Here is a 16,619-nt window from a genome sequence, read left to right as displayed (position 1 = left end):
GTTGCGACGTGGTCGCGGGGACCGAATCATGATGCTGCGCCATGAGATTTCCGATGCGGTGAGTCCGCTGGGCTGGCGTTTGGTGCTGGGTGCGGTGTACGCCGAGGTGCTGACGTCCGGCCTGGCAGCTGCCGCGGCGCTGGCGACGGCGGTGGTCGAGAAAACCGGCTCAGCGTCGCAGGGGCACCTGACCATCGATATACGTGCCGACCGCGTCGTGCTGCGAGTGCGCTCGGCCGAGGGCGTCACGGCGCACGACATCGCGCTGGCGCGGCGCATCTCGGAGTGCCTTGCCGCGCGCGGCGAAATGACCACGGGGGGCGGGGTATCGGTGCAGGCCCTCGAGATCGCGATCGATGCCCTCGACATCCCCGCGGTCCGCCCGTTCTGGCGGGCCGTCACCGGCTATGTGGACGAAGCGGGTCCGTCGGATCTGAGCGGGGGACTCGTCGACCCGACCGGTCGCGGCCCGGCGCTGTGGTTCCAGCAGATGGACGTCCCGCGGCCGCAGCGCAACCGGATCCATCTCGACGTCGACGTTCCGCACGACGAGGCCCCGGCACGGATCGCGGCGGCGCTGGCCGCGGGCGGTGTGCTGCTCAGTGACGGGGCAGCCCCCGCATTTTGGGTGCTCGCCGATGCCGAAGGCAATGAGGTGTGTGTCTGTACCTGGCAGGGCCGCGACTAGGCTGGCCTCCCGTGATCACCCGCATGTCCGAGCTGTTCCTGCGCACCCTGCGCGACGACCCCGCCGACGCCGAAGTGCCGAGCCACAAGCTGCTGATCCGGGCCGGCTACGTCCGCCCCATCGCGCCCGGCCTGTACAGCTGGCTGCCGCTCGGCCTGAAGGTGCTGCGCAAGATCGAGGCCGTCGTCCGCAGTGAGATGAACGCCATCGGCGCCCAGGAGATCCTGTTCCCGGCGCTGCTGCCGCGGGCGCCCTACGAGACCACGGATCGATGGACCGAGTACGGCGACAACCTGTTCCGTCTGCAGGACCGCCGCAAGAACGACTACCTGCTGGGACCCACCCACGAGGAGATGTTCACCTTGACGGTCAAGGGGGAGTACTCGTCGTACAAGGACTTCCCGCTGCGGCTGTACCAAATCCAGACCAAGTACCGCGACGAGGCGCGTCCCCGCGCCGGCATCCTGCGCGGCCGCGAGTTCATCATGAAGGACTCGTACTCGTTCGATATCGACGACAGTGGACTCAAGGACGCCTACGAGGCGCACCGCGAGGCCTACCAGCGCATCTTCGACCGGCTGGCGGTCAAGTACGTCATCGTGTCCGCGGTGTCGGGCGCCATGGGCGGCAGCGCCTCCGAGGAGTTCCTGGCCGAGAGCGAGGTCGGCGAGGACACCTTCGTGCGCTGCGTGCAGTCCGGTTACGCGGCCAACGTCGAAGCTGTCGTCACCGCGGTGCCCGAGTCGCTGCCGATCGACGGCCAGCCCGCGGCCGTCGTGCACGACACTCCCGACGCCCCGACCATCGCCACCCTGGTGGACTGGGCCAACACGGCCGGTCTGGGCCGCGAGATCACCGCCGCCGACACCCTGAAGAACGTGCTGCTGAAGGTGCGTCAGCCGGGCGGCGAATGGGAACTGCTCGGCATCGGTGTGCCGGGTGACCGCGAGATCGACGAGAAGCGCCTCGGCGCGGCGCTCGAGCCCGCGGAGTACGCGCTGCTCGATGACGCCGATTTCGCCGCCAACCCGTTCCTGGTGAAGGGCTATGTTGGTCCGAAAGCCTTGTTGGACAACGGTATTCGCTTCCTGGTCGACCCGCGGATCGTCGACGGCTCGTCCTGGATCACCGGCGCCGACGCGCCGAACAAGCACATCGTCGGAATGGTCGCGGGCCGTGACTTCGTGGCCGACGGCACCATCGAGGCCGCCGACGTCCGCGACGGCGACCCGTCACCCGACGGTGCCGGGCCGCTGGTGTCGGCCCGCGGCATCGAGATCGGGCACGTCTTCCAGCTGGGCCGCAAGTACACCGACGCCTTCAGTGCCGACGTGCTCGGCGAGAACGGCAAGCCGGTGCGGCTGACCATGGGCTCCTACGGCATCGGGGTGTCGCGCATGGTCGCGGTGATCGCCGAGCAGCACCACGACGAGCTCGGGCTGCGCTGGCCGAGTTCCGTCGCGCCTTTCGACGTGCACGTGGTCATCGCGAACAAGGACGCCGAAGCCCGCACCGGTGCGACCGAGCTGGCCGGCCAACTCGACCGGCTCGGCCTCGACGTGCTGTTCGACGACCGCACCGCCTCGCCGGGCGTGAAGTTCAAGGACGCCGAGCTGCTGGGTGTGCCGTGGATCGTCGTGGTCGGCCGCGGCTGGGCAGACGGCACCGTCGAGCTGCGCAACCGGCACACCGGTGAGAAGACCGAGGTTCCGGCCGACGGCGCCGCGGCCGCGATCACGGCAGCACTGGCGGGATAGCCCGACCGCCGAACGGCCAGTTGTTGCACGCGTTTTGCGGAAAAGCCGTGCGATAACTGGCCACTCGGCGCAATGAGTGGACTACTCGGCGCCGCCGGGGAATGCCACGACGGCCGGCGTCACGCCGAGCACCGCGCGCCACCGCGCGGCCAGCACCGCGCTGTCGGTGAGAGCCTTGACGGCTAGGGCCCGGTCTTCGGAGGTGGTGGCCTGCTCGGCGACCGCGCGCCAGGCGACGGCGGTCTCCTCTTCCATCTGCAAGGCCAGCTTGGCCGCGTCGCCGGGGTTGTTGGCGTCGATCGGGAGCTGATAGCCCGCGGCGGGCAGTGGCGCGGGCACCGAGCGTCCCGCCAGTGCGGTGATGGCGGCTTCGCGGTTCGCCCGATGCCGGGCCATGGCCTGGGCGACCAGATCATTGACGTCGGGTGTGGTGTGCGCCGACACCAGGCCGTAGCCGTAGATGGTGCCGTGCTCGGCAGCAACCGCGTCGTACAGCGCGGCGTCGGCAGGGCTGCCCGGCCGCGTCGGGGTGGGTTGCGGGCTGGTCATGGTGCCTGCCCGGCAAGCGTGACGGTGTGTGCCGCGGTGCAGGCGGCGGAGATCGACGCCAGCAGACCGGCGCGGTAACCGGATTGACCGGCTGCGGCTCGGCCCGTGCTGTCAGCCGCCTGTTCCAGCGCCGCAACGACTTCCTGAGGTGTCGGGGGCGCCGGTGGCGGCGTGGCGCTGGTGGTCGCGGCCGGGGTCGCCGACGTCTCGGTGGTGGACGACGGTACGGCCGGCGGCGGGCTGCCCATCCGGGTGAGTTCGTCGGCCAGTGCCCGGGCGTGCGCGTCCCGCAGCGCCGCGACGGCCGTCAGTGCCGCCGCCACTTGGGGCGGCACGCCGGTGGTGGCGGAAGTGGCCAGCTGACTGTCCTTGCGGGCCCGGTCGAGTTCGGCGTTCAGGATGTCGAGGGCGGGATCGCGCTGCGGTGCCGATCCGCAAGCCGACACCGCGCCGCCGAGCAGCGCCAGTGCGGCCGTGCCCAGCAGGACACGCCGTCGGCTGACGGTGGTTTCGGTGTGCGGCACAGCCACATCCTGCCATTGCCGATACCGGCTGCCCGGCACCGTCCGGCTGGATGTTCTCCGGTGCCGCAGCCGCGATTGCCATTCGGTCATGCGCTGCTGGCGTATCGTTGGTACCGGGTTCACCCTTCTGGGGGCCCTGTCCGCACAACTCAAGATGAGGAGCTCGCCGTGGCCCGGGACACGCCGGAACAACCGCTGCCACCCAGTCGGTTACCGACCACAGGCCAGGTGCTTGAGCTGCTCAGCAGTGCTTTCGCGGACGCCGGATACGACATCGAGGACGTGCGGGTGGACGCCGCCGCACGCCCCCCGCGGATCGTCGTGGTGGCCGATGGTGACTCGGGTCTGGACCTGGATGCGGTCGCCGACCTGTCGCGCGTCGCAGCCGAGCTGCTGGACCAGGTGACCGCCGATTCCGAGCCGTATGTGCTGGAGGTCACCTCGCCCGGTGTGGAGCGTCCGCTGACCGCGGAGCGGCACTACCGCCGCGCCCGTGGTCGCAAGGTCGAGCTGACCCTGGCCGACGGCAAGTCGCTGACGGGCCGGCTGGGCGAGCATGACGGCAGCGCGATCCAACTGGTCGTCGCCAACCGTGGCGTGCTGTCGGTGACCACCGTCGAGCTCGCGGATATTACGAAAGCTGTTGTACAGGTTGAATTTTCACCACCCAATCGCCGGGAACTGGAGCTGGCGGGTATGACCGGAGAGGGGGCCGAGGGATGAACATCGACATGGCGGCACTACATGCCATCGAGGCGGACAAGGGAATCACGGTCGACGTCGTCGTCGACACCATCAAGACGGCGCTGCTGACTGCATACCGCCACACCGAAGGGCACGAGCCCGACGCGTACATCGACATCGACCGCAAGTCGGGCATCGTGCGGGTGATCGCGCGTCAGACCGACACCGACGGGACCGTCATCCACGAGTGGGACGACACCCCAGAGGGATTCGGCCGGATCGCGGCGACCACCGCGCGGCAGGTCATCCTGCAGCGGCTGCGCGACGCCGAGAACGAGAAGAATTACGGTGAGTTCTCGGCCCGCGAGGGCGACATCGTCGCCGGCGTGATCCAGCGCGACGCCCGGGCCAACGCCCGCGGCCTGGTGGTGGTCCGGGTCGGCACCGAGGCCAAGGGCTCCGAGGGTGTGATCCCGGCCGCCGAGCAGGTGCCGGGGGAGAGCTACGTGCACGGCGACCGCGTGCGCTGCTACGTCGTCGGGGTGGCCCGCGGCGCCCGCGAACCCGTCATCACGCTGTCGCGGACCCACCCGAACCTGGTTCGCAAGCTCTTCTCGCTGGAGGTCCCCGAGATCGCCGACGAGTCGGTGGAGATCGTCGCCGTCGCACGTGAGGCCGGACACCGGTCCAAGATCGCCGTCGCGTCGCGGGTGCCGGGGCTGAACGCCAAGGGCGCCTGCATCGGACCGATGGGTCAGCGCGTGCGCAACGTGATGAGCGAGCTCTCGGGCGAGAAGATCGACATCATCGACTACGACGAGGACCCGGCGAAGTTTGTCGCCAACGCGCTGTCGCCGGCCAAGGTCGTGTCGGTGACGGTGATCGACGAGTTGCAGCGCGCGGCGCGGGTCGTGGTGCCCGATTTCCAGCTGTCGCTGGCGATCGGCAAGGAGGGCCAGAACGCGCGTCTGGCGGCGCGGCTCACCGGTTGGCGCATCGACATCCGCAGCGACGCCGACGGTGCGGGTGCGCCGGCAGGGGGTCGGGAGGCCGACGCCGGCGGCCGGTCGGCAGGCCATGGTGGTGGCCGCGACCGCTGAGGCGAGAACCCGCAGTTACCGGCGGCGTGTCGGGGCCGCGACCGCGATTGAAGTTCAAGGGCCCCGAGACGGTAGACTGCACTGTGATCCAGCGCGAGACTCCGACAGCCCCGGTGCGTACCTGCATCGGCTGCCGGAAACGAGAGCTGGCCGTCGACTTGCTTCGAGTGGCAGCTGTACGCGACGGGGACGGTAAATGCGCCGTCTCGGTCGATTCAGCGGGTAACCTGCCGGGTCGGGGTGCGTGGTTGCACCCCGTTCAGCAGTGCCTCGACGCGGCAGTTCGGCGGCGAGCATTCGCCCGAGCGTTGCGCATCACCGGTTCGCCGGACACCTCTGCGGTCGAAGAGTTCTTCAGTGCCATACCGGCCTGATGGGCCCTGAACACCACAGCAACCAGAACAGGTAGCGAAGAACATGAGCACACCGTGAAGTCCCGATGACCATGCGTCATAGCTAAACCGAGGCGCGGCCTACTACCGCTGACGCCTCACGATGAGGAGAGAAGTGGCAGCAGGTAAGGCACGCGTACACGAGTTGGCCAAAGAACTCGGTGTGACCAGCAAGGAAGTACTCGCCCGGCTGAGCGAACAGGGCGAATTCGTTAAATCTGCGTCCTCCACTGTGGAGGCGCCCGTCGCACGCCGGTTGCGTGAGGCGTTCGGCGGCGGCAAGCCCGCCAAGTCCGAGGCGCCGGCCGCGCCCGCGGCCGCCCGGCCGTCGGGTGCCCCGAAGCCCGGCGCACCCAAGCCGGCACCCGTCGCGGCACCCGCCGCACCTGCACCGGCAGCGCCGGCCGCAGCTCCGGCAGCAGAGGTAGTCGCACCGTCGGCACCTGCCGCCGGTGGACCCAAGCCCGGTGCGCCCAAGCCTGCTGTTCCGCAGCCCCAGGCACCGGCCGCGCCGGAGCCGGCAGCGCCCGCCGCTTCGGCGGCTCCGGCCCAGCCGCGTCCGGCCACCCCGGGTGCTACTCCGGGTCCGCGACCCGGCGCACCCAAGCCGGCCCCGCGGGCTCCGCGCGTCGGCAACAACCCCTTCTCTTCCCAGCAGCCGGTCGACCGGCCGGCACCGCGTCCGCAGGCCGGCCCCGGTGGACCCCGTCCGGGCCCCGGCGCCGGTGGCCCCCGTCCGGGTGGCGGCCCGCGTCCCGGTGTCACGCCGGGCAACATGCCTCCGCGTCCGCCAGGTGCCCGTCCGGGTGCCGTCGGTCGTCCGGGCGGTCCGCGCCCCGGTGGCGGTCCGCGTCCGGGTGGCGGCGCAGGCGGCCCTCGTCCCGGCGGTGCCGGTGGCGGCGGTAACTACCGCGGCGGTGGCGCCGGCGGTGGTGCTGGTGCCGGCGCAGGTGCTGCTGGTGGCTTCCGTGGTCGCCCCGGTGGCGGCGGCGCTCCCGGTGGCGGTGGCCCCGGTGGTGGCGGCGGTCGTCCCGGTCAGCGCGGCGGTGCAGCGGGTGCCTTCGGGCGTCCCGGTGGCGCGCCCCGTCGTGGCCGTAAGTCGAAGCGCGCGAAACGCGCCGAATACGAGAACATGCAGGCCCCGATCGTCGGTGGCGTGCGGTTGCCGCATGGCAACGGCGAGGTCATCCGCCTCGCTCGCGGCGCGTCGCTGAGCGACTTCGCCGAGAAGATCAACGCCAACCCGGCTTCGCTGGTGCAGGCGCTGTTCAACCTGGGCGAGATGGTCACCGCCACCCAGTCGGTGGGCGATGAGACCCTCGAGCTGCTGGGCGGCGAGATGAACTACGTCGTGCAGGTCGTGTCCCCGGAGGACGAGGACCGCGAGCTGCTCGAGTCGTTCGACCTCACCTACGGCGAGGACGCCGGCGACGAGGACGACCTGGCCAGCCGGCCGCCTGTGGTCACCGTCATGGGCCACGTCGACCACGGTAAGACCCGACTGCTGGACACCATCCGTAAGGCGAACGTCCGCGAGGGCGAAGCCGGCGGCATCACCCAGCACATCGGCGCGTACCAGGTGCTGACCGAGCTGGATGGCAACGAGCGTCTGGTGACGTTCATCGACACCCCGGGTCACGAGGCGTTCACCGCCATGCGTGCCCGTGGTGCCAAGGCCACCGACATCGCGATCCTGGTGGTCGCCGCCGACGACGGCGTCATGCCGCAGACGGTGGAGGCCATCAACCACGCTCAGGCCGCTGATGTGCCGATCGTGGTGGCGGTCAACAAGATCGACAAGGAAGGCGCGGATCCGCAGAAGATCCGGGCGCAGCTGACCGAGTACAACCTGGTGGCCGAGGAGTACGGCGGCGACACCATGTTCGTGGACATCTCGGCCAAGCAGGGCACCAACATCGACGGTCTGCTCGAAGCAGTGCTGCTGACCGCGGATGCCTCGCTCGACCTGCGGGCCAACCCCGACATGGAAGCCCAGGGTGTGGCCATCGAGGCGCACCTGGACCGCGGTCGCGGTCCGGTCGCCACGGTGCTGATCCAGCGCGGCACGCTGCGGGTCGGTGACTCGATCGTCGCCGGTGACGCCTACGGCCGCGTCCGTCGCATGGTCGACGAGCACGGTGAGGACGTCCACGAGGCGCTGCCGTCACGTCCGGTCCAGGTGATCGGCTTCACCTCGGTGCCCGGCGCCGGCGACAACCTGCTGGTCGTCGACGAGGACCGCATCGCCCGCCAGATTGCCGACCGGCGCAGCGCGCGCAAGCGCAACGCGCTGGCCGCACGTTCGCGCAAGCGCATCAGCCTGGAAGACCTGGATTCGGCGCTGAAGGAAACCAGCCAGCTGAACCTGATCCTCAAGGGCGACAACTCGGGCACCGTCGAGGCGCTCGAGGAGGCCTTGATGGGCATCCAGATCGACGACGAGGTGGAACTGCGCGTCATCGACCGTGGTGTCGGTGGCGTGACCGAGACGAACGTCAACCTGGCTTCGGCTTCGGACGCGATCATCATCGGCTTCAACGTCCGTGCCGAAGGCAAGGCGACCGAGCTGGCGAACCGCGAGGGTGTCGAGATCCGGTACTACTCGGTGATCTACCAGGCCATCGACGAGATCGAGAGCGCGCTCAAGGGCATGCTCAAGCCGGTCTACGAGGAGAAGGAGCTCGGCCGCGCCGAGATCCGCGCCATCTTCCGGTCGTCGAAGATCGGCAACATCGCTGGTTGCCTCGTGCAGTCGGGCCTCATGCGGCGTAACGCCAAGGCCCGCCTGCTGCGCGACAACATCGTCATCGCCGAGAACCTCACGGTGTCCTCGCTCAAGCGTGAGAAGGACGACGCCACCGAGGTGCGCGAAGGTTACGAATGCGGTCTGACGCTGACCTACAACGACATCAAGGAAGGCGACGTCATCGAGACGTACGAACTCGTCGAGAAGGCTCGTACGTAAGCGATGGCAGATCCAGCACGCGCCAAGCGATTGGCCAAGCGCATCTCGACGATCGTCGCTTCGGCGATCGAGTACGAGATCAAGGATCCGCGGCTCGACGGCGTGACGATCACCGATGCCAAGATGACCGGTGATCTGCACGACGCCACGCTGTACTACACCGTCATCGGGACCAGCCTCGACGAAGAGCCGGACTATGCCGGCGTCGCGGCTGCCCTGGAGAAGGCCAAGGGTGCGTTGCGCACGAGAGTCGGTGCGGGGACCGGAGTTCGCTTCACCCCGACACTGACTTTCGAGCGCGACACCGTGCCCGATGCGGCTCTGAAAATGGAGGAGCTGCTGGCCCGGGCCCGTGCCGCTGACGAGGATGTGGCGCGGATCCGCGAGGGTGCCACGCACGCCGGTGACGCCGATCCGTACCGTGTCAGTGAGGACGCATCCGAGGACCCCAAGGATGAGGGTGACGGCGATCGAACCGACGACTGAGACTCGGCCGCAGGGCGCGCGGGTTGACGCGCGCGGTGCGGCCGATCTACTCGGTGCGGTCGACAGTGTCAGCGTGGTCGCCCACGTGTACCCCGACGCCGACACCATCGGGGCGGGCCTCGCGCTCGCATTGGTCCTCAACGAATGTGGCAAAGACGTGCAGGTCGGCTTCGCCGCACCCGCGGCGGTGCCGGAGTCGTTGCAGACTCTGCCCGGCGGGCACCTCTTGGTGCCGCCGGACCAGATGCGTCCCGATGCCGACCTGGTGGTCACCGTCGATATCCCGAGTGTGAACCGGCTGGGGTCGTTGGCCAAGCTGGCGGATCCCGAACGGCAGGTGCTGGTGATCGATCACCACGCCTCGAACCGGTTGTTCGGCACTGCGAATTATGTTGACCCGTCGGCAGATTCGACCACCATGCTGGTGGCCGAACTACTCGACGCCTGGGGTAAATCGATCGACCTGCCGGTGGCGCATTGTCTGTATGCCGGGCTGACCACCGACACCGGTTCGTTCCGGTGGGCCAGCGCCCGCGCCTACCGCTTGGCGGCACGACTGCTGGACATCGGTGTGGACAACGCCGCGGTCAGCCGAGCGCTGTTCGACACCCACCCGTACTTGTGGCTACCCATGTTGTCCCGGGTGCTGTCGACGGCGTGCCTGGTGCCCGACGCCGCCGCCGGCAAGGGTCTGGTGTACGCCGTTGTGTCGCACGAGGAATATGCGGCTGCGCGATCGGAAGAGGTCGAGAGCATCATCGACATCGTGCGCACCACGTCTGAGGCCGAGGTGGCTGCGGTGCTCAAGGAGATCGCGCCAGGTGAATGGTCGGTGTCGCTGCGCGCCAAGACCGAGGTCGACGTATCAGTGCTGGCCAGTACCTTCGGCGGCGGTGGTCACCGGTTCGCGGCGGGCTACTCACCGACCGGTAGCGCCGACGACGTCGTCGCGGCCCTCATCGCCGCTCTGAGTTAGTGTTTTCCCCTTCCCCGCGAGCGGCCGTGTTTGTACCCCGACACGCCGTGTTTGGCGTGCATTTGCGGGCCGCTCGCGGCCGACGAGCGTGCGCGTCGTGACCACCGAGGTCACCGGTCGACGCATCGCGGGGCTGGCCTTCCCCGCGCTCGGGGTGCTCGCCGCCGAGCCCATCTACCTCCTGCTGGACACCGCTGTGGTGGGCCGGTTGGGCGCGCTGCCACTGGCCGGCCTGGCGGTGGGCGGGCTGATCCTGAGCCTGGTCGGTTCGCAGCTGACTTTCCTGTCGTACGGCACGACGTCGCGTTCGGCCCGCAGCTTCGGTGCCGGTGACCGCGCCGGTGCCGTTGGGGAGGGTGTGCAGGCGACTTGGCTGGCACTGGCCCTGGGCGTGCTGATCGTGGTTGTGGTGGAGGCGCTGGCGCCGGTACTGCTGACGGCCATCGCCGGCTCCGGTGGCGGCATCGCCGCGACGGCTCTGCCGTGGTTGCGCATCGCGATCCTGGCGGTGCCGGCCATCCTGGTGTCTCTGGCCGGCAACGGCTGGCTGCGCGGCGTGCAGGACACGGTCCGGCCACTGCGGTATGTGCTTGTCGGCGTGGGTATTTCAGCGGTGCTGTGCCCGCTGTTGGTCTTCGGATGGCTCGGGTTTGCGCGGCTCGGCCTGACGGGCTCGGCGGTGGCGAACCTGATCGGGCAGTGGATCGCCGCGGCGTTGTTCGGGTATGCGCTACTGTCCGAACGGGTTTCGCTGCGGCTACGGCCCGACGTGCTGCGCGCCCAACTGACCATGGGCCGCGATCTCGTGCTGCGGTCCCTGGCCTTCCAGGTGTGCTTCCTGTCCGCGGGTGCGGTCGCGGCCCGGTTCGGTGCGGCTGCCGTCGCCGCTCATCAGGTGGTGCTGCAGCTGTGGAATTTCCTTGCGCTGGTGCTGGATTCGTTGGCGATCGCGGCACAGTCGCTGGTCGGCGCGGCTCTTGGGGCGGGGGAGCCGGGTCACGCCAAGACGGTGGCGTGGCGCGTGACGGTGTATTCGGCCGCCGCCGCGGCGGTGCTGGCCGCGGTGTTCGCGCTGGGCTCCGGCGTGCTGCCGGCAGTGTTCACCGCCGACCACGCCGTGCGGGCTCAGATCGGCGTTCCGTGGTGGTTCATGGTGGCCCAACTGCCCATCGCCGGAATCGTTTTCGCGCTCGACGGGGTGCTGCTGGGCGCAGGCGACGCGAAGTTCATGCGCAACGCCACGCTGATCAGCGGGCTCGTCGGCTTCCTGCCATTGATCTGGTTGTCGCTGGCCTTCGGCTGGGGCCTGGCCGGCATCTGGTCCGGGCTGAGCACCTTCCTGGTGCTACGGCTGGTCTTCGTCGGCTGGCGTGCCCTGTCCGGCCGTTGGCTGTACGAGCCCAGCCCAACGTGAAGTAGATCGCGAGGATCTTGAGATCCTTCGCGATCTACTCCACGTTCGGCGGTTTAGACCTGAGTGCGGCCGCGCTGCATGACGGCGTCGCGGTTGGCGGCGATGTCGTTGCCGCTGGAGGAGTCCATCCACTTGCGGGCCGATGCGGCTTCGATCCAGAGTCCGGCGTCGGTCTGCGAGCCGTCGATGCGGTGGTACGAATCCAACAGTGCGCGCACAGCGTTCTGGTTGTTGCCGACGATCGAGGCCGCGACGCGGCGCGCGGTCGGGAGCAGCTCGTCGTGCGGCACCACCTCGGTGACCAGCCCGGCCCGCAGCGCCTCGCCGGCCGACAGATAGTCGCCGGTCAGGCTCATCCGGCGGGCCAGTCCGACGCCGGCCTTCTGCGGCAGTCGCACACTCAGACCCCAGGTCGGCAGCAGGCCGACCCGCGCGTGGGTGTCGGCGAATTTGGCGTTCTCCGAGGCGATCAGGATGTCGCAGTACAGCGCCAGCTCCAGGCCACCGGTGACGGCCGCGCCGTTGATGGCGCCGATCACGGGCTTGGTCATGTTCGGCCACTTCGGCGAGATGTCCGGCAGATCAGCGCCCTCGCCGAGCTCCTTGAGGTCGAGGCCGGCACAGAACACCGGGTCCGCGCCGGTCAGGATCACCACGTCGACGTCGGGATCGGCCTCGGCCTGGCGCAGCGCGCCGTAGAAGGCGTCGCGCAGCTCGTAGGACAACGCGTTCCGGGACTTGGGCCGGTTCAGCGTCAGGGTGCGTACCCGGTCGGTGGTGTCGATGAGTAGAACGTCGGTCACGTTGGCTCCTTGCTTGGCGGTCACCCACCGACACCGTAACTTGCGGCCCGAACCGGCCTATCGTGGAGGCCATGTGCCGCAACATCACCGAACTGCGTGGCCTGGAACCGGCCGCCACGGCCGAGGAGATCGAGGCCGCCGCGCGTCAGTACATCCGCAAGGTCAGCGGGATCACCCGACCCACCGCCGCCAATGTCGACGCCTTCGAAGCGGCAGTCGCAGAGGTCACGGCCGTCACCGAGAAACTGCTGAGCCAGCTGCCGGCCCGTCGGCAGCCACCCAAGACGGTGCCGCCGCTGCGGCGACCCGAGGTGCAAGCGAGGTTGGCCGCCAAGTGAATTCGCCCGCGCTCAAGGAGTGGGGCGCGGCGGTGCAGGCCCTGCTCGACGGCCGTCAGACGGTACTGCTGCGCAAGGGCGGCATCGGGGAGAAACGATTCGAGGTATCGGCGCCGGAGTTCGTGTTCTTCCCGACGGTCGAGCACAGCCACGCGGCACGGGTCCGGCCCGAGTTCAGCGACCTGCTGGACCGGGCGGCGGGGGACAGCACCGACACCGACATCCTGCTGCGCGGCGGCGCGAAAGTCGTTGCCGCCGTGGCAGTAGAGCGACCGGAGCAGCTGGACGCCATCGCCGATCTGCACATCTGGACTGCTGAATCCGTGCAGAACGACCGGCTGGATTTCCGGCCCCGGCACCGGCTGACGGTGCTGGTAGCGCAGGCGAAACCCCTTGTGGCGCCGATTCGGTTGCCCCGCACTCCCGATTACGCGGGCTGCCGCAGTTGGGTGGACGTGCCCGTCACGCCCGAGTGGGGCCCGCCGGTGTACGACGACGCGACGCTGGCCGCCATCTCGCAACGGGTGCGGGATTCAGTCGGCTGACAGCGCCACCTTCGGCAGTAGCAGCCGGGACACTCCGCCCGCGCCGTGATGCACCGTGTGCGTCGCCGGGACCATGCGCTCACCCGAGACGACTGGCTCGCCGGTGCCGAGGTTGCGGTCGTACCGGGGGTGGCAACCGCCCGCGACCACCACCCGCAGCCGGGACCCGGCCGGGATCCGGTGCGCGACGGCGTCGAGCTCGAGTCGCAGTGTCTCGGGCTCACCCAAAGATGTTGCGAGCCTGCGGAATCCGTCGCTGACGTTGCGGGACTTGCCTTGTGCGTCGACCTCACTGAGCCGGACGAAGATATCCCGGTTCGGGTTGTCGCACGACAGCGCCAGTTCGATCACCGGGTTGCCGATCAGGTACAGGTCCTCGGCCAGTGGATCACCGGTGAAGTCGACGACGTCGGGCCGCCGGCTCAGCGCGGAATCCTCCTGATAGCCCGCGGCCGATGACAGCAGCCGGCCGCCGAGCGTGGGGGTGGGCGCGGCGGGATCGAACGTGAATCGCGACGGCGGCGCGGTGTCGGCGGGCGCGGTGGCACCGAGGCGGTGCGCGGGCTGCAGGTACAACTCGAGTTCGGTGGCGACCGGTGGCCAGTCCGGCATGGCCAGCCAGCCCTGCCCGTTGACCTCGACCCGCACCGCGGGGCGTTCAGGGGCGGGGGTTGCCTCGGCCAGATGGGTGTCGAGCCAGGCCAGTGATTCGCGCAGCACCATGGCGCCACCGCGGGTCATCACCTGGCTGTGGGTCCACGACCCGATGGTGACCGCGGTGGGCACGCCACGCTGGTGCAGGTGCTGAAACTGGGCCAGGGTCTGCTCGAGGAACAGGTCCTGCCAGCCGCCGATCAGCAGCACCGGCACGTCGACCTTGTCCAGGGTGTCGGCGAGGGCCATGTTCTCCCAGAACGGATCAGTGCCGTCGGGGTGGCTCAGCCACGATTCGTACCAGGTCGCTCCGGAACCCAGCAGCTGACGTCCGGCGGCGCCGGCCGGCGCGTGGCCGTGGGTGCGGGAGACCAGGCGCGGTGCCCGGAATTGCCGGACCCCGACGGCCAACCGCGCGTCTTCCTGGTGGGCCATCATGTCGCTCCAGCCCAGGAAGTTGTCGAGCGTGAATGCGCCTGTGCCCCAGGTCGACTCGGCGAAGTCGTGGGGGCCGACGGTGATGATCGCGGCCTTCAGCTCAGGCGGGGGATCGGTGAGCAGCGCCCACTGGGTGAAGCCCAGGTACGACAACCCCATCGTGGCGAACGACCCGGTGAACCACGGCTGGTCCCGCAGCCAGGCGGCGGTGTCCACGGCGTCGGCGATCTCGTTGACCATGGGTTCGAAGTCGCCACCGGAGCCGAACGTGCCGCGCACGCTCTGCAGCAGCACGTGATAGCCGCGGCGGGCGTACGTCGCGCCGAATACCGGACCGAACGGGAAGCCGCGGCCGTAGGGGCACCGCACCAGCAGGGTGCCCTTGGCGGTTCCGGTGGGGGCGAAGTGGCTGCCGACCAGGTCGACGCCGTCGCGCATCGGGGTGGTGACGCGGCTGACGGTGTAGTCCGTCGTCGGAGGCGGGACGTCGAGGACGCGGCTCAGCAACCGGGAGCCAAGACGGGCGATTCGGGAGCTCACCATTCGGATGGTACCGATCCGTACCGTCGCGCGCCGTCCTCGAGCTCAGGCGCGACCCGAAATCAGAACTTGTAGAACGGCACCAGCTGGTTGGCGCGCTGCAGGTTGGTCTGCAGGCAGTCCGGCCGGTCCGGCGACTCGATAGGCGAGTAGAACATCGACTGGTTGATCAGGCCGTAACTCGTCTTGAAGGTGATCATGCAGGTCACCCACCAGCGGTCATTCCAGTCGGTCGGCTTCATGATCCAGTACTGCGCGGCACGGTGCCCGCCGATATTCAGCTCGACGGCGTCGGCCGGCAGCGTCTGCTCGTACGTCCGCCAGACGATCGGCTCGACCGCCATCTGGTAGTTACCGGCGTCGTAGTGGCAACGCAGGCCGTCTTCATGGTCGGGCGGGGTGAAGCCCAGGCCCATGGCGTTGATGGCGTCGAGCGGGATCTGATCGCACGGATCGAACGGGCTCGGGTTCGTGGTGGAGATGATGGGCGACTTGATGCTGCTGGTCGCGCTCATCGGGGCGGAAGTGGAGCGCAATTCGACGGCGTCGCCGCCGGTGGGCGTCACGGGGTTGGTCTGTGTGACCACCACGCCTGCTGTCGCGAGCGCACACAGCGCTGACACCAGACGCAGTTTTCTGGCCATCGCTGCCATGACACCCCTCTTAGCTCTGAGCAATACTGCGGGGAGTCTACAAGTCGCCTGGGTCACACCGGACAGGATGGGAGAACCTGTTCTAGTTTCTCCCACTGCGCGGGACGGTTGGCACGACAGCGGGGGTTGCTACCACCCAAGTACCCTGGATTTTTGTGTCGACCCAGCCGACCCTTTGGGCAATCAGTGACCTGCACATCGGGCACACCGGAAACAAACCGGTCACCGAATCGCTGCACCCGGCGTCGCCGGACGATTGGCTGATCGTCGCCGGCGACGTCGCCGAGCGTACCGACGACATCCGGTGGTCGCTGGACCTGCTGCGCAAGCGCTTCGCCAAGGTCATCTGGGTGCCGGGCAACCACGAACTGTGGACCACCACCAGGGATCCGATGCAGATCTTCGGGAAGTCCCGCTACGACTACCTGGTCGACATGTGTGACCAGATGGGCATCGTCACCCCCGAGCATCCGTTCCCGGTGTGGACCGGCCCGGGCGGCGCGGCGACGATCGTGCCGATGTTCCTGCTGTACGACTACAGCTTCCTGCCGGCCGGCACCGCGACCAAGGCCGAGGGCCTGGCGCTGGCCAAGGAGCGCAACGTCGTCGGCACCGACGAGTTCCTGCTCTCGAGCGAGCCCTACGCGACCCGGGACGCGTGGTGCCGCGACCGGCTGAACATTACCCGCAAGAAGCTCGACGACCTGGACTGGATGGAGTCGACGGTTCTGGTCAACCACTTCCCGCTGGTGCGTGAACCTTGCGACGCCATGTTCTATCCGGAGTTCTCGCTGTGGTGTGGCACCACCGCGACCAAGGACTGGCACACCCGCTACAACGCCATCTGCTCGGTGTACGGCCACCTGCACATCCCGCGCACCACTTACTACGACGGGGTGCGGTTCGAGGAAGTCTCCGTCGGTTACCCGCGAGAGTGGCGGCGCCGCAAGCCCTATCGGTGGATGCGCCAAATCCTGCCGGACCCCCAGTACCCACCTGGCTACCTCAACGACTTCGGTGGCCACTTCGAGATCACCCAGGAAATGCGGGAGCACGCGCAGAAGATGCAGGACCGAATCAATTCGAGGCGTTTGTGATGAGCGCTCGCGCGAA

The 16,619-nt window shown here is 68.9% G+C and carries 17 protein-coding genes; 12 read left to right on the top strand and 5 right to left on the bottom strand.

Annotated elements, in window-relative coordinates; translation table 11 throughout:
• Window positions 1–31 precede the first annotated feature (31 nt).
• On the top strand, window positions 32–688 hold the full coding sequence (locus ACNO8X_RS19185) for a VOC family protein (RefSeq protein ID WP_418005958.1): 657 nt from the start codon (window positions 32–34) through the stop codon (window positions 686–688).
• A gap of 11 nt (window positions 689–699) precedes the next feature.
• Window positions 700–2,445: a proline--tRNA ligase gene (locus ACNO8X_RS19180; protein ID WP_043393715.1), complete on the top strand. Its 1,746-nt coding sequence runs from the start codon at window positions 700–702 to the stop codon at window positions 2,443–2,445.
• Between the two features lie 81 nt (window positions 2,446–2,526).
• Here the strand turns inward: ACNO8X_RS19180 and ACNO8X_RS19175 are convergent, their stop codons facing one another.
• Both ACNO8X_RS19175 and ACNO8X_RS19170 read right to left on the bottom strand, forming a co-directional pair.
• Complete coding sequence (locus tag ACNO8X_RS19175) at window positions 2,527–2,994, bottom strand: ferritin-like domain-containing protein (RefSeq protein WP_418002283.1); 468 nt, start codon at window positions 2,992–2,994, stop codon at window positions 2,527–2,529.
• Entirely contained in the window at window positions 2,991–3,608 is a 618-nt protein-coding gene (locus ACNO8X_RS19170) for a hypothetical protein (RefSeq protein ID WP_418002282.1), read from the bottom strand. Before ACNO8X_RS19170 ends, ACNO8X_RS19175 begins: the two co-directional genes overlap by 4 nt.
• A gap of 78 nt (window positions 3,609–3,686) precedes the next feature.
• Between ACNO8X_RS19170 and rimP the strand changes: the two genes are divergently transcribed.
• From rimP to ACNO8X_RS19135, 7 genes are all read left to right on the top strand, one after another.
• Window positions 3,687–4,241 (top strand): ribosome maturation factor RimP, encoded by a 555-nt coding sequence (gene rimP, locus ACNO8X_RS19165; RefSeq protein ID WP_418002281.1) that lies wholly within the window; start codon window positions 3,687–3,689, stop codon window positions 4,239–4,241.
• The gene (gene nusA / locus ACNO8X_RS19160; protein WP_418002280.1) at window positions 4,238–5,302 is read left to right on the top strand and encodes a transcription termination factor NusA; all 1,065 of its coding nucleotides are present in this window, start codon (window positions 4,238–4,240) and stop codon (window positions 5,300–5,302) included. Before rimP ends, nusA begins: the two co-directional genes overlap by 4 nt.
• 26 nt (window positions 5,303–5,328) lie before the next feature.
• Window positions 5,329–5,676, top strand: a complete 348-nt coding sequence (locus ACNO8X_RS19155) for a YlxR family protein (protein ID WP_418002279.1) — start codon at window positions 5,329–5,331, stop codon at window positions 5,674–5,676.
• Window positions 5,677–5,809: 133 nt separating this feature from the next.
• Window positions 5,810–8,659, top strand: a complete 2,850-nt coding sequence (infB, locus tag ACNO8X_RS19150; protein ID WP_418002278.1) for a translation initiation factor IF-2 — start codon at window positions 5,810–5,812, stop codon at window positions 8,657–8,659.
• Between the two features lie 3 nt (window positions 8,660–8,662).
• Complete coding sequence (gene rbfA / locus ACNO8X_RS19145; RefSeq protein WP_418002277.1) at window positions 8,663–9,145, top strand: 30S ribosome-binding factor RbfA; 483 nt, start codon at window positions 8,663–8,665, stop codon at window positions 9,143–9,145.
• A complete protein-coding gene (locus ACNO8X_RS19140) occupies window positions 9,114–10,121 on the top strand; it encodes a DHH family phosphoesterase (protein WP_418002276.1) in 1,008 nt (335 codons plus the stop codon). Before rbfA ends, ACNO8X_RS19140 begins: the two co-directional genes overlap by 32 nt.
• Window positions 10,122–10,209: 88 nt before the next feature.
• On the top strand, window positions 10,210–11,535 hold the full coding sequence (locus tag ACNO8X_RS19135) for an MATE family efflux transporter (RefSeq protein ID WP_418002275.1): 1,326 nt from the start codon (window positions 10,210–10,212) through the stop codon (window positions 11,533–11,535).
• A gap of 53 nt (window positions 11,536–11,588) precedes the next feature.
• Here ACNO8X_RS19135 and ACNO8X_RS19130 read toward each other — a convergent pair whose 3' ends face one another.
• Entirely contained in the window at window positions 11,589–12,338 is a 750-nt protein-coding gene (locus ACNO8X_RS19130) for an enoyl-CoA hydratase (protein WP_418002274.1), read from the bottom strand.
• A gap of 71 nt (window positions 12,339–12,409) precedes the next feature.
• On the opposite strand from ACNO8X_RS19130, the gene ACNO8X_RS19125 reads away from it, so the two are divergent.
• Window positions 12,410–12,676, top strand: a complete 267-nt coding sequence (locus ACNO8X_RS19125) for a DUF2277 domain-containing protein (protein WP_418002273.1) — start codon at window positions 12,410–12,412, stop codon at window positions 12,674–12,676.
• Window positions 12,673–13,221, top strand: a complete 549-nt coding sequence (locus tag ACNO8X_RS19120) for a DUF1802 family protein (RefSeq protein ID WP_418002272.1) — start codon at window positions 12,673–12,675, stop codon at window positions 13,219–13,221. Before ACNO8X_RS19125 ends, ACNO8X_RS19120 begins: the two co-directional genes overlap by 4 nt.
• Here the strand turns inward: ACNO8X_RS19120 and ACNO8X_RS19115 are convergent.
• Together ACNO8X_RS19115 and ACNO8X_RS19110 are read right to left on the bottom strand one after the other, a co-directional pair.
• On the bottom strand, window positions 13,210–14,856 hold the full coding sequence (locus ACNO8X_RS19115) for a CocE/NonD family hydrolase (RefSeq protein ID WP_418002271.1): 1,647 nt from the start codon (window positions 14,854–14,856) through the stop codon (window positions 13,210–13,212). The genes ACNO8X_RS19120 and ACNO8X_RS19115 overlap by 12 nt on opposite strands.
• A gap of 59 nt (window positions 14,857–14,915) precedes the next feature.
• A complete protein-coding gene (locus tag ACNO8X_RS19110) occupies window positions 14,916–15,497 on the bottom strand; it encodes a DUF3558 domain-containing protein (RefSeq protein ID WP_418002270.1) in 582 nt (193 codons plus the stop codon).
• A gap of 164 nt (window positions 15,498–15,661) precedes the next feature.
• Here ACNO8X_RS19110 and ACNO8X_RS19105 point away from each other — a divergent pair, with 164 nt between their 5' ends.
• Entirely contained in the window at window positions 15,662–16,603 is a 942-nt protein-coding gene (locus tag ACNO8X_RS19105; protein WP_418002269.1) for a metallophosphoesterase family protein, read from the top strand.
• Window positions 16,604–16,619: the final 16 nt, after the last annotated feature.

Source organism: Mycobacterium sp. PDNC021, assembly GCF_048282635.1.
GTDB lineage: Bacteria > Actinomycetota > Actinomycetes > Mycobacteriales > Mycobacteriaceae > Mycobacterium > Mycobacterium llatzerense.
The sequence above is the reverse complement of the archived record's forward strand: the minus strand, read 5'-3'. Positions and strand labels throughout refer to the sequence as shown.